Genomic DNA, 13,379 nt, shown 5'->3' with positions numbered 1-13,379 from the left:
TGAATAATGAATTCAATTCCTCTGGCCGCATTTTCCCCTCCTCTAACCGGGGCCCGGCGGAGCGACGCCCGCCGGGCCGTCTGTTCAGCGGTAGAAGAACTCCACCAGAGCCATCGGAATGGCGGGGATGTAGGTCACCAGCAGCAGGATGAAGAGCAGCACTGAAATGAAGCCGAGGTTCGAGCGGGTCACCGACCAGACGTCCGTCTTGGCAATCGAACAAGCCGTGATCAGCACGCTCGCCACCGGCGGAGTCTGCTGGCCGATGGCCAGGTTGAGACACACCACCAGGCCGAAGTGGACCGGGTCGATGCCGGCCGCGCCGACCAGTGGCATGACGATGGGCACCACCAGGATGATCGCCGCCGCCGAGTGCAGGAACAGGCCGATCAACAGGAAGAAAACATTCAGCATCATCAGGATGGCGTACTTGTTGTCCGTCAGGCCGAGCACCGCCTGAGCCAGTTGCTGAGGCATGCGCATCTCGGTCAGGAATACGCCGATGAGAGCCGAGGCCGCTACCAGCAGCATTACGACCGCGGTCTGTTGGCCACCGTCGACGATAGCTTTGTAGAGAGTACGCAGGTCGAGCTCACGGTAGATCACGGCGCTGATGAAGATCGCCGCCGCCACCGCCAGACCCGCTCCTTCGGTGGCCGTCACGAAACCGCCGAAGATAGACCCCAGAATGATGATCGGCAGGGTCAGCGCCCAACTGGCCTCCTTGGCGGTCTGTCTGACGCGCTTGAACTGGAAGACCTCCTCGACGGGCCAGTCGTACTTGCGGGCATAGTAGTAGCTCAGTGCCATCAGCCCTGCTGCCCCCAGCAATCCGGGCACGATGCCGGCCACGAACAGCTGGACGATGGAAGCCCCGGACATGACGCCGTAGAGGATCATCGGGATGGAGGGTGGGATGATGATCGCCAGGGAGGCCGACGACGAGGTGACGGCCGCGGCGAAGGGCGCCGGGTAGCCCCGCTTCTTCATGGCCGGAATCAGTACCGAGCCGGTCGCGGCCACATCGGCCACCGCCGAGCCGGAGATTTCTGCGAAGAACAGCGAGACACCGATGTTGATCATCGCCAATCCCCCGCGGATGAAACCGAACAACGCCGAGGCAAAGGCAATCAGTCGCTTGGAGATTCCGCCAGTGTTCATGATCGCACCGGCCAGCACGAACATCGGGATCGCAAGCAGCGGGAAGCTGCTCGCCCCCTCGAACATCGTCAGCCCGACGTTGGGCAGCATGTCCAGACCCTGGTAGACCACGATGGCAACCGTAGCCACGATCGCCAGCGCCACGGCGATGGGGAGCCCCATCAGGATCAGCCCCAGCAGGCCCACTATCATGAAAGGTAGCGTCATGACTGTGCCCTCTTGGTCAGTTCTTCGGCGGTAAAACCGGCCTTGGCGTTGTCACGTTCGGCCTCGGCAATGGCGTGAGCGATCTCCTCCTCTTCCTGTGTGACGCCCGAGCGCACCTTGGACAGGTGAGCCGGCATACTGAGCAGTTGAGCAAGGATGAACAGTGCCGCACCGATCGGAATGACCGACTGGGTGAAGGTGAGCGGGACCCAGCGCAGAGTAATCAGCGACATGCCCTGCATCACATCGAGCACTACCAGGCCGGCCCAGCCCAGTACGGCGAAGAAGCCGATGAAGAGGGCTTCCGAGAGGTAGGCGATCGGCATGCGGATATGTACCGGCATGGCGGCCAGCACACCGTCGACTCCGATGTGGCCGCGCTTCAGCGCTGCGAGAGCCCCGGCGTAGTAGGTCAGCCAGACCAGCATGATGGCAGCCACCTCGTCATACCAGGAGGGCGTGCGCCAGGCGTAGCGGGTCACCACCGCATAAAGCACCACCAGCGTCAGCGAGACCATCAACACCACCGTGATGATCTCGAGCAGCCGCTCCATGATGCGGGAAAGTTGATTCACGGTACCCATGGCTATCGACTCGTTCAGGAACTGGGACAGGAACCCCGCGCCACTTGGTGGCGCGGAGAGTTAACGCTTTGGCGGTAGGCACTATAAGGAGCCGTTACCGAGCTCCAGCACCCTGTCGATCAGCTCCTGTGAGCCAGGGACCTCATTGGCAAAAGCCTCATAGATGGGCCCGGATGCCTCGATGAAGATCGAGGTATCGACCTCGTTCACCTCGGTATTGGCCTGGCGGATCACGTCGATCAGATCCTCGTCGAGCTGGGCGGCGTGCTCATAGACGAACGCCTGGGTTTCCTTGGCCGCCTCCATGATGATCTCCTGGACTTCCTCGGGCAGGTTATCGAAACGACGACCTGCCGTGAGGTAAGCCGGCGTGTAGACATGGCCGGTAAGGGAGAGATAGTTCTGCACTTCCTGGAAACGCTGTCCGGTGATCTGCGCCAGCGGATTCTCCTGACCATCCATGACGCCAGTCTGCAAGGCCATGAACACCTCGGAGAGCGACATCGGCGAGGGTTCTGCGCCGTACTCCTCGAACATCCGAACGCGCCAGACCCCCTGCGGCACGCGCAATTTGATGCCACGCAGATCTTCCGGAGTGTTGATGGCACGCCGATTGTTGGTGATGTGCCGGAAGCCATTTTCCCATACGGCAAGGATGCGATAGCCATTCTGCTCCGCCAGGGGAGCCAAATGCGGCCAGAAAACCTCTTCTTCGACCCGCTTCATGTGCTCGCGGTCCTGAATCAGGTATGGCAGTTCGAAGAGACCGAACTCATCAGCCACCGAGGACATGATGGTGGAAGGAAGCGCCAGATCGACGGTACCGAGCCGCATTCGCTGCAGCAGCTCCGAATCGGTACCCAACTGACTGGAGCCGAACACCACCACCTCGTAGGGTTCAGGCAGCCGCTCATTGACCAGTTCGGCAAAGTGATCGGCGGAGTCGGAGAATAGCGAGTCGGGCCCGCCGACGTGGCCAAAGGTGATTTCTCGGGCCTGGGTCGGGGCCGATACGAGCACGACAGCAACGGCAGCCGCCGTGAGACGTAGCAGGTGCATGGCGTGTTTCCTCTTGTTGTAGTGTTGGCTTGGCGGCTTGGATCGACGCGGTTTGTCGTTGGCCCGGGTCTCATCAGTGCTGCCATGTAAACGCATCAAAAAAATGAATTCATTATTCTAAATGCGTCTTGCATTGACCCTAGTCCGGCTTTTGCCGAGCTGTCAAGAAAGCTTGCTGCGCCTCATACGGCATCATTCGGGCTCCAGTCCCCAGGTGAGACCGGCCGCCTCGATGCCTGCAATGGCGGCGCTTTCATCTTCACTGGACGACGCGCCGCTGACACCAACGGCACCAATGACACAGCCATCCCCATCGAGGATCAGGACGCCACCGGCGACTGGAATGAAATTCCCGCCTGAAGCGGCTGCCACGCTGGCAAGAAAGGCTGGACGCTCCACATTGCGGCTCCCCACCACCCCGCTGGCAGCCCCATTACCGAGTGCGGCAAAAGCCTTGCCCTGAGCCACCGGGAAACGCAATGGCGCACAGCCATCCTCACGCTCGGCGGCAATCACATGCCCGCCGCCATCCAGCACCACAACGGTCAACGGCTCCATATGTCTATCGCGGGCATGGCGGAAGGCCCCATCCAGTACGCCCCTTGACTGCTTGCGACTGAGTTGCACACTGCTGCGGAAAACCTTGCCTGCCATGGAAACTCCTTGAGCATCGTCTCGCTCGGCGTTGACGGCGCCTTGGTATCAGCGCCAGGATTATGTATTTTGAATACATAATTCTTATCAGACTATCCCGTCAACAGGACGTTGTGCTTGAATAGCGGATAGCAGCCACGGCGGGTAACAAAAGCGGCGTTCACCCTGCAGGGAAGGCCAACATAGCGACCGCAAAAAGGAACACGATGATGAGCAAGATCCAGCCTCGCACCCTTTATCGGGAAGTTGCCGACCGCACCCGGGACCTGATCGAGCTTGGCGAACTCGCTCCAGGAGAACGCATCTCGGAGAAACAGCTGTGCGAGAGTTTCGGCGTATCGCGCACACCTCTCCGCGAAGCCCTCAAGGTGCTGGCCTCGGAGGGTCTGGTGGAGCTATTGCCGAACCGTGGCGCCAGGGTGAAGCAGCTGACCATGAAGCAGGTTAAGGATACCTACGACCTGATGAGTGCTCTGGAGGGTCTTTCAGGTGAGCTTGCTTGCCAGCACATCAGTGATGAAGGAATCGAAGCGATCTGCGTGCTGCACGAACGTATGCTCGAGCACTATCGCAACCGCGAGCTGGCCGAATATTTCCGTGTGAATCAGGCGATTCACGAAAGTATTCTGGCCGCCTCGAACAACGATGTGCTGCTGGAGATGTACAACAACCTAAGCCAGCGGGTGAAGCGCGTTCGTTATTCGAAGAAAATGACGGAGACGTTCTGGCAACAGGCGGTCCAGGACCATGAGGAGATGATTGCGGCCCTCAAGAAACGCGACGGCAAGCGGCTAGGGCACGTCCTGAGGGAGCACTTGTGCAACAAGCTCGAGGTGGCTTCTCTCACCGACGTGCTGGATGACGAGGAACGCCTCAGCGCAGCGAACTCGTAGCCGACTCCTCGTTCGGCTGCCAAGCCTGATGCGCTCTATAGGCAGACCTTTTCCTCACCCCCACTCCCTCAGCCGCATGGCCGAGCGCTCCAGCCGCTGGTCCTCGGCTTCGATCTCGCGCAGTTGCTGCTCGATACCCGAGAGATGGTCGAGTGCGGCGCGGCGGGCGGCCTGGGGCTTGCCCTCCATCACGGCCCGATAGAGCCGCGCATGCTGACGATTGATCATGGCTCGCGGCCTCTCACGATGATAGAGGTTCTTCACCGAGGCGAACACGGAGCTGAGCAGCAGATCGGTCAGCGACTGTAGCGTATGCACCAGCACCGGGTTGTGCGAGGCCTGACAGATCGCCAGGTGAAAGGCGTGGTCGAGGTGGGCCAGCCGCTCCACGTCTATCGCCTGACCCGCCTCGACGTACTCCGCCATCGCCTCGTAGCGACGCTGGATCAGCACCCGATCCGCCGGCGTGGCCCGCTCGGCCGCCAGCCGGGCCGACTCCCCTTCCAGCAACGAACGCACCTCCAGCAGGTCGTATAGGGTGCGCGGGTGGTCGCGGAAGAGATGCATCAGCGGGCTGTCGTCGCGACCGGCCACCAGTTCGGCCACCACCGAGCCCCGCCCCTGACGAGTGACGATGATGCCCTTGCTGCGCAGCACGCGCAGCCCTTCGCGCAGCGAGGTGCGCGACACGCCGAGGCGCTCGCACAGGCGCCGCTCCGAAGGCAGCAGCTGCCCGGGGCGAAACACGCCGTCGAGAATCATCCGTTCCAGGCGTTCCGCCACCGCATCGGGGGTACGCGTAGGCAGGATGCGGTCGTTTTCCTCGGGCATGAAGGCCTCCACAAAATTGGTGACATCGACCTGGCAAGACTCTGGCAAACCTGCCATCGTGTATCATGAAAATTATTTCCAAGATAACCAGAAACAACTGGTAATACCAGTAGACCGCAGACTGGACAGGACGGCTCTCGGGGCGCAAATTGAGCCTCTGCACAAGGATAACCCAGCCGCCAAGACTCGCAGTGAGGCGCTTGATGAACATCCTCTACGATGAACGACTCGACGGCCCGATCCCCACTTTGGACAGGGCCGCCATTCGCGATAGCCTGGCCCAGGCCATACCGGGCATGACGCTTCTGCACCGTGAGGAGGACATGCGCCCCTTCGAGTGTGACGGCCTCTCCGTCTACCGCACCCTGCCGCTGCTGGTTGCACTACCCGACTCCCTCGACCAGGTGCAGCGCCTGCTGGTGGAGTGCCATCGCCTCGGCGTGCCGGTAGTCACCCGCGGTGCCGGCACAGGCCTCTCGGCCGGCGCGCTACCGCTCACGCATGGGGTTCTCCTGGTGATGTCGCGCTTCTCGCGCATCCTGGAGATCGACCCCGAAGCGCGCATCGCTCGGGTCGAGCCCGGCGTACGCAACCTGGCCATCTCCGAAGCGGCCTCGCCCTATGGCCTCTACTACGCGCCGGACCCCTCGTCGCAGATCGCCTGCTCCATCGGCGGCAACGTGGCGGAGAATGCCGGCGGCGTGCACTGCCTGAAATACGGCCTCACCGTGCACAACGTGATCAAGATCGAGATTCTCACCATCGAGGGCGAGCGCATGACGCTGGGCAGCGACGCGCTGGACGCCCCCGGCTTCGACCTGCTGGCGCTGTTCAACGGCTCCGAGGGTATGCTCGGGGTGGTCACAGAAATCACCGTCAAGCTGCTGCCCAAGCCCGAGGTGGCCAAGGTGCTGATGGCCAGCTTCGACGACGTGGAGAAAGCGGGAAATGCCGTGGGCGCCATCATCGAGGCCGGCATCATCCCCGGCGGCCTGGAGATGATGGACAAGCTTGCCATCATCGCCGCCGAGGACTTCATCGGTGCCGGCTACCCGGTCGATGCCGAGGCGATCCTGCTGTGCGAACTCGACGGCGTCGAGGCCGACGTCGACGACGACTGCGAGACCGTGCGCCAGGTGCTGGAGAAGGCCGGCGCCACCGGCATCCGCCAGGCCCGCGACGACGCCGAACGCGCCCGATTCTGGGCTGGGCGCAAGAACGCCTTCCCCGCAGTGGGCCGCATGTCGCCTGACTACTACTGCATGGACGGCACCATCCCGCGGCGCGAGCTGGCACGGGTACTCAAGGGCATCAGCGACCTCTCCGAGCGCTACGGCCTGAAGGTGGCCAACGTCTTCCACGCCGGAGACGGTAACATGCACCCACTGATCCTGTTCGATGCCAACCGCGAAGGCGAGCTGGCCGTGGCCGAGGCGCTGGGTGGCGAGATCCTCGAGCTGTGCGTCCGGGTAGGCGGCACCATCACCGGCGAGCACGGCGTGGGGCGCGAGAAGATCAATCAGATGTGCGCCCAGTTCCGCCCCGACGAGCTGGCCACCTTCCGCGCCGCCAAGGCCGCCTTCGACCCTAGCGACCTGCTCAACCCGGGCAAGAACATTCCCACCCCGGCGCGCTGCTCGGAGTTCCGCACCATCAAGAGCGCGGCAGCGAATACTGGCGTTAGCACGCAGCAGGGTGGGCAGGAGTGACCATGGCAAACGCAACGACTCCCCAAGACCACGACGCCAGTGCAGTCCTGGCCGAACGCATCCGTCAGGCCAGCGCCGACGGCACGCCGCTACGTATCGTCGGCGGCGACACGCGTTACTTCTATGGTCGCGAGGTGGAGGGCAGCGAACTCTCCACTCGCGAGCACTGCGGCATTGCGTTCTACGACCCGGTGGAGCTTGTGGTCTCGGTACGCGCCGGCACGCCCTTGGCCGAGCTCGAGGCGGCCCTGGCCGAGCATGGCCAGATGCTGCCCTTCGAACCGCCGCGCTATGGCATGGTCAGCACCGTGGGCGGCATGGTCGCTACCGGTCTCTCCGGCCCACGCCGCCCTTGGGCAGGCAGCGTGAGAGACTTCGTGCTCGGCACTCGGGTGATCAATCACGAAGGCATCGAGCAGCGCTTCGGCGGCGAGGTGATGAAGAACGTCGCCGGCTACGACCTGTCGCGGCTGATGGTGGGCGCCCAGGGCGGCCTGGGGCTGATTACCGAGGTCTCGTTCAAGGTGCTGCCGATTCCCGGCGCCACCCAAAGCCTGCATCTGGAACTCTCTCTCGACGAGGCTCGCCTGCGCCTGGCCGAGTGGGGGCGCGAGCCACTGCCGATCAGCGCCGCCGCCTGGCTCGACGGGGCCCTGCACCTGCGCCTGGAGGGCGGGCCGAGCTCGGTGGCCGCCACCCGCGCACGCATTGGTGGCGACGACCTGGACAACGACTTCTGGAACGCCCTGCGCGACCAGCGCCTGGAGTTCTTTACTGCCGGAAAAGAACCGCTGTGGCGGCTCTCGCTGCCCCACCGCGTTCCGCCACTGGAACTGCCAGGCATCGACGAGCGGCTGATGGTTCATGACTGGGCCGGCGCACAGCGCTGGCTGCGCGCCGATCTCGATGCCGACACCGTGCGACAGGCCTGCCAGGCCGCTGGGGGCCATGCCACCTGCTACGGGCCTCGCCCGACCGCGATCGAGCCTTTCACGCCGCTGCCCGAGGTGCTGATGAAGTATCACCGCAACCTCAAGGCTCAGCTCGACCCCAAGGGCATCTTCAATCCCGGCCGGCTCTACGCGGCGCTCTGAGACGCACAGGATTTTCGACATGCAGACGCATTTCACCGAGGAAGCCCTCAAGCAGCCGCACATCCAGGAGGCCGACCGCGTCCTGCGCAGCTGCGTGCACTGCGGCTTCTGCAACGCCACCTGCCCCACCTACCAGCTGCTGGGTGACGAGCGCGACGGGCCGCGCGGGCGCATCTACCTGATGAAGCAGATGCTCGAGAACCCGGATGACAGCGAGAACGTCACCGAGCAGACCCGCCTGCACCTGGATCGCTGCCTGACCTGTCGCAACTGCGAGACCACCTGCCCTTCCGGCGTGGAGTACCATAAGCTGCTCGACATCGGCCGCGCCGAGATCGAGCGCCGGGTGCCGCGCAGCACCGCTGAGCGCGCCCAGCGCTACGCCCTGCGCAAGGCCCTGGTGGAGCCGAAGCGCTTCCAGGCGCTGCTCAAGCTGGGCCAGACCTTCCGCCCGCTGGTGCCGGGCAAGCTCAAGGACAAGCTGCCGCCCAAGCCGGTGGATGCCGGCACGCGCCCCGACCACAAGCGCCACGCGCGGCAGATGCTGATCCTCGAGGGCTGCGTGCAGCCGGGGCTCTCACCCAATACCAATGCCGCCACGGCGCGGGTGCTCGACCGCCTGGGCATCGGCCTCACGCCGGTCAGCGAAGCCGGCTGCTGCGGCGCCGTCGACTTCCATCTCAACGCCCAGGACGACGGCCGCGCCCGGGCACGAGCCAACATCGACGCCTGGTGGCCGCATATCGAGGCCGGCTGTGAGGCGATCGTGCAAACGGCCAGCGGCTGCGGCGCCTTCGTCAAGGAGTACCGCGACATCCTCAAGGGCGATCCCGCCTACGCCGAGAAGGCCAAGCGCGTGAGCGAGCTGGCCAAGGATCTCGTCGAGGTATTGCGCGACGAGGAGCTGGCGAGCCTCGAGGTCAACGAGGGCCGCCGCCTCGCCTTCCACTGCCCCTGCACTCTGCAGCACGCGCAGAGACTCGGCGGCGCAGTGGAAGGAGTGCTGGTCAAGCTCGGTTTTACCCTGACGCCGGTCCAGGACGCCCATCTCTGCTGCGGTTCGGCGGGCACCTACTCGATCACCCAGCCGGAGCTGGCCACGCAGCTGCGCGACAACAAACTCAACGCCCTGGAGGCCGGCAACCCGGAAACCATTGTGACCGCCAACATCGGCTGCCAGACGCACCTCAACGGCGCGGGGCGCACGCCGGTCAGGCATTGGATAGAGGTTGTCGACGAAGCGTTGCCCCCCTCGGCGGGCAACGCTTAGAGAGTATTCAGCAACGCAGCAGATGAGCGCCGGGGACAAGCCAAAGCGAGGGTCTTTTGCCATGGATGGCAAAAGTAGCGCCCAGGGACGGGTTCACAGCGCCCTCGCGTGGCTTTGTCGCCGGGAAGCTCATCACCGACAACATTGCGACTCAAGGAGAGCCCCATGAAGACCAAACCCGTACTCACCCTGACCGACGTCAACGCCATCCTCGACGCGGCCCAGAAAGAAGCGGAAACCAACGGCTGGGCGGTGACCATCGCCGTGGCCGACGACGGCGGCCACCTGCTCGGCCTGCGTCGCCTCGACGGGGCCGCACCGATGACGCCGGACGTGGCCACGCAGAAAGCGCGCAGTGCCGCCCTTGGCCGCAAGGAGACCCAGGTCTTCGAGGAGATGATCAACGGCGGGCGCAACGCCTTCCTCTCCGCCCCACTCGCGGGCCTGCTCACCGGCGGCGTACCGCTGCTGGTCGATGGTGAGGTCGCGGGTACCGTCGGCGTATCGGGCGTCAAGCCCGACCAGGACGTGCAGATCGCCAAGGCCGGTATCGCCGCCGTCGTTTGAGGTGAAACGCACAAGGCCGGCCGCAATGCGCTGCAACAGCAGTCGCCGCGGCCGGCCTTTATTTACGACGCCGTTGCGAACGGATCAAACCCTCCTGGAGCGGAGCTGTCGCAGCTCACCGTTGAGCGCCTTGATGATGGTGTAGCACATCAGCAGCATCACGATGGAGAACGGAATCGCCGTCGCCGTCACCCCGGCCTGAAGCGCCGCCAAGCCACCGCCGATCAGCAGCACGATGGCGACCAGTCCCTCCACCACGGCCCAGAACATGCGCTGAGGCCTGGGTGCATCGATCTTGCCGCCGGCGGTGATGGTATCAATCACCAGCGAACCGGAGTCCGACGAGGTGACGAAGAAGATCAGCGCCAGCACGATGCCAATGGTCGACATCAGGCCCGTCAACGGCAGCTCGTTGAGCATGCCGAACAGCGACAGCTCCGGTCTGTAGTTGTCGATCACGTACTCCCTGACCAGGCTGGTGTCGGGGGCGGCGTAGAGCTGATCGAGAGCAACGCTGCCGAAGACACCCATCCAGATGAAGATGAACAGGCTGGGAATCAACAATACGCAGAGCACGAACTCTCGCACCGTGCGCCCTCGCGATACCCGAGCGATGAACATGCCAACGAACGGTGCCCAACTGATCCACCAGGCCCAGTAGAAGATCGTCCAGTCCTGGCGATAGGCATCGTCGTCACGGCCGAAGGGAGCCGATAGCGGGATGAAATCCGCCACGTAGGTCACAAGCCCCGTCCAGAAGCCGCTCAGGGCCACCAGCGTCGGACCGGCGAATAGTACGAAGAAGAAGAACAGCACGGCCATGATCATGTTGAATTCGGAGAGCTTCTTCACCCCGCCCTCGAGCCCGCGCCAGACCGACACCAGCGCCACCGCCGTCACCAGCAGGATGATGATCACCTGAGCGGTGGTGCTGACTTCCAGCCCGAAGACGAAATTCATCCCCGCGTTGGCCTGCTGCGCACCGAGCCCGAGTGAGGTGGCCAGGCCAAACAGGGTGGAAAACACCGCCAAAATGTCGATCACGTGACCCCACCAGCCCCATACCCGTTCACCCAGGATGGGGAAAAACGCCGAGCGGATGGAGAACGGCAGCCCCTTGTTGTAGGTAAAGATGGCCAGCGCCAGCGCCATCACCACATACACGGCCCAGCCATGAATGCCCCAGTGGAGGTAGGTGCCGGCAAGCCCCAGGGCCGTCGCTTCGGGAATGGCCGCCGGATTCAGCTCACCGCCGGCCCCGAAAGGGGATGTTACGCCCAGTGGCAGGGAAACGTTGGCGTGATAGACCGGTTCCAGCACGCCGAAGAACAGCAACCCGATGCCGATACCGGCGGCGAATAGCATGGCAAACCATGAAAGGTAACCGTAATCCGGCCTGGCATCGGGACCACCCAACCTCACCGAGCCATAGGGTAGGACGACGAGCGCGACACAGAACAGGATGAAGAAGTCCACCACCAGCATGAAATACCAGTCCAGCGTCCCGGTAGCAAAGCCGACGATGGATTGGAAGATGCTTCCCGCTCGCTCCGGAAACAGCAGGGTGAGGATGATGAACACGACCGAAGCCAGTGCCGATACGGCGAAGACTCGATTGTGGATATCGAAGCCGATAGGTCCCAGCCGCCCCTCGATATTGTCCTGACCAACGGTGTAGTCCGTTTGCATATCGCTCGTCGCGGGAAGCGAAGCCGGATCACTCGGGGTCCTCATGGGACGTTCCCTCTGATTGTAATATCAAGAATTAATTATAATTTTTCTTAGAAAGGGTATAACAGACAGGCCGTTCTTACCAATGGCATCCGTCGGCGCACGTAGTGCGGCGTAGGCGTAGTCGTTTCTGTGCGAAGGGCAGCGGCCATCTATACTTGACAGCGCCAGACCGCCGCTCGGCTGTTGGAGCATGACAACTGGAGCGCGACGAGGCACCCGACAATAGGCATTCACGGCCAGTCCGGGGAGGAGTCGACGGGGCTGCGCCCAATGGGAGGAACCCACAATGATCAAGAAGCTGTTTGCCGCACTAGTGCTGATGGCCTTCATTTCGCCCGCCTGGGCCAACAGTTGCCCAATGCTCATGGGGGAAATCGACCAGGCGCTGGAGGACGAGGAAAAGGTTTCCCAGCTCAGCGAGGACGAACTCGCTCAGGTACGCGAACTACGCGAACAGGGCGAGCAATACCACAACGACGGCGACCACCAACAGTCCGAAGAAGCTCTGAACCAGGCCAAGGAGATTCTCGGCGTTTAACACCTATGCCGGGCGTGCTCGCTGCGCCCGGCATCTCTTCCTGCCAGGCCTTCTCAGGCCTCTTGCGCCTGAGCGGCGCATTCCAGCACCCACTCTTGCAGCGCCCGCTTTGCCTCGCCGGGAGAATCCGGCCGCGCATCGACCAATCCATAGCCGCGCGCCGAGCGCAGGCGCAGGTCGCGCAACCCCACCAGCATGCCGCCCTTCAGCAACTCGTCGACCAGGCCATGCCAACCCATCCCGATCCCCTGCCCTGCAATCGCCGCCTGGATCAGCAGGGTGTAGTTGTTGAACGTCAACTCCGACGATTCGAGATGGGCCATACCACCAAGTTGCGCGAAGTAGCTCGGCCAATCCAGCCAACGCTGCCCCTGCTCGGCGGTCAGTGTCAGTAGCGGTGCCCTGCTGAGCGCCTCGAGATCCGAGATCGGCCCGTACTGCTGCAGAAAGCCTGGGCTGCAGACGGGGAAGACATCTTCACGGAACAGCAGTGGAACGCCACTGGCGAGCACGTGCTCGTCGCAGAACACGATCGCCACGTCGACCTCCTGGGCACGCCAATCGAGCACGCCCTGGTTGGTGACGATGCGCACGTCGACATGGGGATGACGCTCTCGAAAGTCTGGCAACCGCGGCATCAGCCAATAAGCCGCGAATGAGAAGTCGGTCAGGATGTTCACATGCGGATGACGATGCTTGTGCTGCAGGCGTTCGATGGTGCGATCGATGGTCGCAAAGCCCTCCTGCACGCTGACGAACAGCGCATGCCCCGCCTCGGTCAGCTTCACGCCGCGGTAGATGCGCTCGAACAGTAGCAGGCCGAGCTGTTCTTCAAGGGCGCGAACCTGCTGGCTGACGGCCGATTGGGTCGAGCGCAGCTCCCGTGCGGCGGCGGTGAAGCTCAGGTGCCGGGCTGCCGCCTCGAACACGCGCAGGCTGTTGGGCGACACCGACCTAGCCATCCATGACATTAGATGTACTAATGCCTCCCATAAAAAATTAGCGAGTTTACAGGCCTTGAGATTAGCAGAGAGACTGCTGCAAGAGCCAGCCACGGTTGGCTCGAGTATGCATTCCA

13 protein-coding genes are annotated in these 13,379 nt (G+C 63.1%); 6 read left to right on the top strand and 7 right to left on the bottom strand.

Translation table 11 applies throughout. The features are described from left to right. Positions 1 to 84: 84 nt before the first annotated feature. From SPH52_RS15940 to SPH52_RS15925, 4 genes are all read right to left on the bottom strand, one after another. Positions 85 to 1,368, bottom strand: coding sequence for a TRAP transporter large permease (locus tag SPH52_RS15940; RefSeq protein WP_411796027.1), 1,284 nt, complete (start codon positions 1,366 to 1,368; stop codon positions 85 to 87). Continuing rightward, positions 1,365 to 1,952, bottom strand: coding sequence for a TRAP transporter small permease (locus SPH52_RS15935; RefSeq protein WP_411796026.1), 588 nt, complete (start codon positions 1,950 to 1,952; stop codon positions 1,365 to 1,367). The genes SPH52_RS15940 and SPH52_RS15935 overlap by 4 nt, the downstream gene beginning before the upstream one ends. Positions 1,953 to 2,033: 81 nt before the next feature. Next, complete coding sequence (locus SPH52_RS15930) at positions 2,034 to 3,011, bottom strand: TRAP transporter substrate-binding protein (RefSeq protein WP_411796025.1); 978 nt, start codon at positions 3,009 to 3,011, stop codon at positions 2,034 to 2,036. Between the two features lie 192 nt (positions 3,012 to 3,203). Further along, positions 3,204 to 3,665, bottom strand: a complete 462-nt coding sequence (locus tag SPH52_RS15925; protein WP_411796024.1) for a GlcG/HbpS family heme-binding protein — start codon at positions 3,663 to 3,665, stop codon at positions 3,204 to 3,206. Between the two features lie 209 nt (positions 3,666 to 3,874). Here SPH52_RS15925 and SPH52_RS15920 point away from each other — a divergent pair, with 209 nt between their 5' ends. Continuing rightward, positions 3,875 to 4,558, top strand: coding sequence for a GntR family transcriptional regulator (locus SPH52_RS15920; protein ID WP_411796023.1), 684 nt, complete (start codon positions 3,875 to 3,877; stop codon positions 4,556 to 4,558). A 54-nt stretch (positions 4,559 to 4,612) separates the two neighbouring features. On the opposite strand, the gene glcC is transcribed toward SPH52_RS15920, so the two are convergent. Continuing rightward, positions 4,613 to 5,389, bottom strand: a complete 777-nt coding sequence (gene glcC / locus SPH52_RS15915; RefSeq protein ID WP_411796022.1) for a transcriptional regulator GlcC — start codon at positions 5,387 to 5,389, stop codon at positions 4,613 to 4,615. A 203-nt stretch (positions 5,390 to 5,592) separates the two neighbouring features. Here glcC and glcD point away from each other — a divergent pair, with 203 nt between their 5' ends. From glcD to SPH52_RS15895, 4 genes are all read left to right on the top strand, one after another. Beyond that, complete coding sequence (gene glcD / locus SPH52_RS15910; protein WP_411796021.1) at positions 5,593 to 7,098, top strand: glycolate oxidase subunit GlcD; 1,506 nt, start codon at positions 5,593 to 5,595, stop codon at positions 7,096 to 7,098. Between the two features lie 2 nt (positions 7,099 to 7,100). Then, positions 7,101 to 8,192 (top strand): glycolate oxidase subunit GlcE, encoded by a 1,092-nt coding sequence (glcE, locus tag SPH52_RS15905; RefSeq protein ID WP_411796020.1) that lies wholly within the window; start codon positions 7,101 to 7,103, stop codon positions 8,190 to 8,192. Positions 8,193 to 8,211: 19 nt separating this feature from the next. Then, complete coding sequence (glcF, locus tag SPH52_RS15900) at positions 8,212 to 9,462, top strand: glycolate oxidase subunit GlcF (RefSeq protein ID WP_411796019.1); 1,251 nt, start codon at positions 8,212 to 8,214, stop codon at positions 9,460 to 9,462. Between the two features lie 165 nt (positions 9,463 to 9,627). After that, positions 9,628 to 10,029, top strand: a complete 402-nt coding sequence (locus SPH52_RS15895; RefSeq protein ID WP_411796018.1) for a GlcG/HbpS family heme-binding protein — start codon at positions 9,628 to 9,630, stop codon at positions 10,027 to 10,029. Between the two features lie 84 nt (positions 10,030 to 10,113). Here SPH52_RS15895 and SPH52_RS15890 read toward each other — a convergent pair whose 3' ends face one another. Further along, positions 10,114 to 11,718: a BCCT family transporter gene (locus SPH52_RS15890; protein ID WP_411796017.1), complete on the bottom strand. Its 1,605-nt coding sequence runs from the start codon at positions 11,716 to 11,718 to the stop codon at positions 10,114 to 10,116. A gap of 331 nt (positions 11,719 to 12,049) precedes the next feature. Between SPH52_RS15890 and SPH52_RS15885 the strand changes: the two genes are divergently transcribed. Beyond that, positions 12,050 to 12,301: a hypothetical protein gene (locus SPH52_RS15885; RefSeq protein ID WP_411796016.1), complete on the top strand. Its 252-nt coding sequence runs from the start codon at positions 12,050 to 12,052 to the stop codon at positions 12,299 to 12,301. 53 nt (positions 12,302 to 12,354) lie between these two features. Here the strand turns inward: SPH52_RS15885 and SPH52_RS15880 are convergent, their stop codons facing one another. Next, positions 12,355 to 13,251 carry a choline sulfate utilization transcriptional regulator gene (locus tag SPH52_RS15880; RefSeq protein WP_411796015.1) on the bottom strand — a complete coding sequence of 299 codons (897 nt, stop codon included), beginning with the start codon at positions 13,249 to 13,251 and terminating at the stop codon, positions 12,355 to 12,357. Between the last annotated feature and the right edge of the window lie 128 nt (positions 13,252 to 13,379).

The organism is Halomonas sp. A29 (assembly GCF_046723295.1).
Classification (GTDB): domain Bacteria; phylum Pseudomonadota; class Gammaproteobacteria; order Pseudomonadales; family Halomonadaceae; genus Halomonas.
This window is presented reverse-complemented; position numbering and strand designations above follow the sequence as displayed.

Excerpts from the sequence above, each read along its gene's own strand:
- SPH52_RS15920 (WP_411796023.1), top strand. The coding sequence starts at position 3,875 with ATGAGCAAGATCCAGCCTCGCACCCTTTATCGGGAAGTTGCCGACCGC.
- SPH52_RS15895 (WP_411796018.1), top strand. The coding sequence starts at position 9,628 with ATGAAGACCAAACCCGTACTCACCCTGACCGACGTCAACGCCATCCTC.
- SPH52_RS15885 (WP_411796016.1), top strand. The coding sequence starts at position 12,050 with ATGATCAAGAAGCTGTTTGCCGCACTAGTGCTGATGGCCTTCATTTCG.
- SPH52_RS15890 (WP_411796017.1), bottom strand. The coding sequence starts at position 11,718 with ATGCAAACGGACTACACCGTTGGTCAGGACAATATCGAGGGGCGGCTG.
- glcD (WP_411796021.1), top strand. The coding sequence starts at position 5,593 with ATGAACATCCTCTACGATGAACGACTCGACGGCCCGATCCCCACTTTG.
- SPH52_RS15925 (WP_411796024.1), bottom strand. The coding sequence starts at position 3,665 with ATGGCAGGCAAGGTTTTCCGCAGCAGTGTGCAACTCAGTCGCAAGCAG.
- SPH52_RS15940 (WP_411796027.1), bottom strand. The coding sequence starts at position 1,368 with ATGACGCTACCTTTCATGATAGTGGGCCTGCTGGGGCTGATCCTGATG.
- glcE (WP_411796020.1), top strand. The coding sequence starts at position 7,101 with ATGGCAAACGCAACGACTCCCCAAGACCACGACGCCAGTGCAGTCCTG.
- glcC (WP_411796022.1), bottom strand. The coding sequence starts at position 5,389 with ATGCCCGAGGAAAACGACCGCATCCTGCCTACGCGTACCCCCGATGCG.
- SPH52_RS15930 (WP_411796025.1), bottom strand. The coding sequence starts at position 3,011 with ATGCACCTGCTACGTCTCACGGCGGCTGCCGTTGCTGTCGTGCTCGTA.
- glcF (WP_411796019.1), top strand. The coding sequence starts at position 8,212 with ATGCAGACGCATTTCACCGAGGAAGCCCTCAAGCAGCCGCACATCCAG.
- SPH52_RS15935 (WP_411796026.1), bottom strand. The coding sequence starts at position 1,952 with ATGGGTACCGTGAATCAACTTTCCCGCATCATGGAGCGGCTGCTCGAG.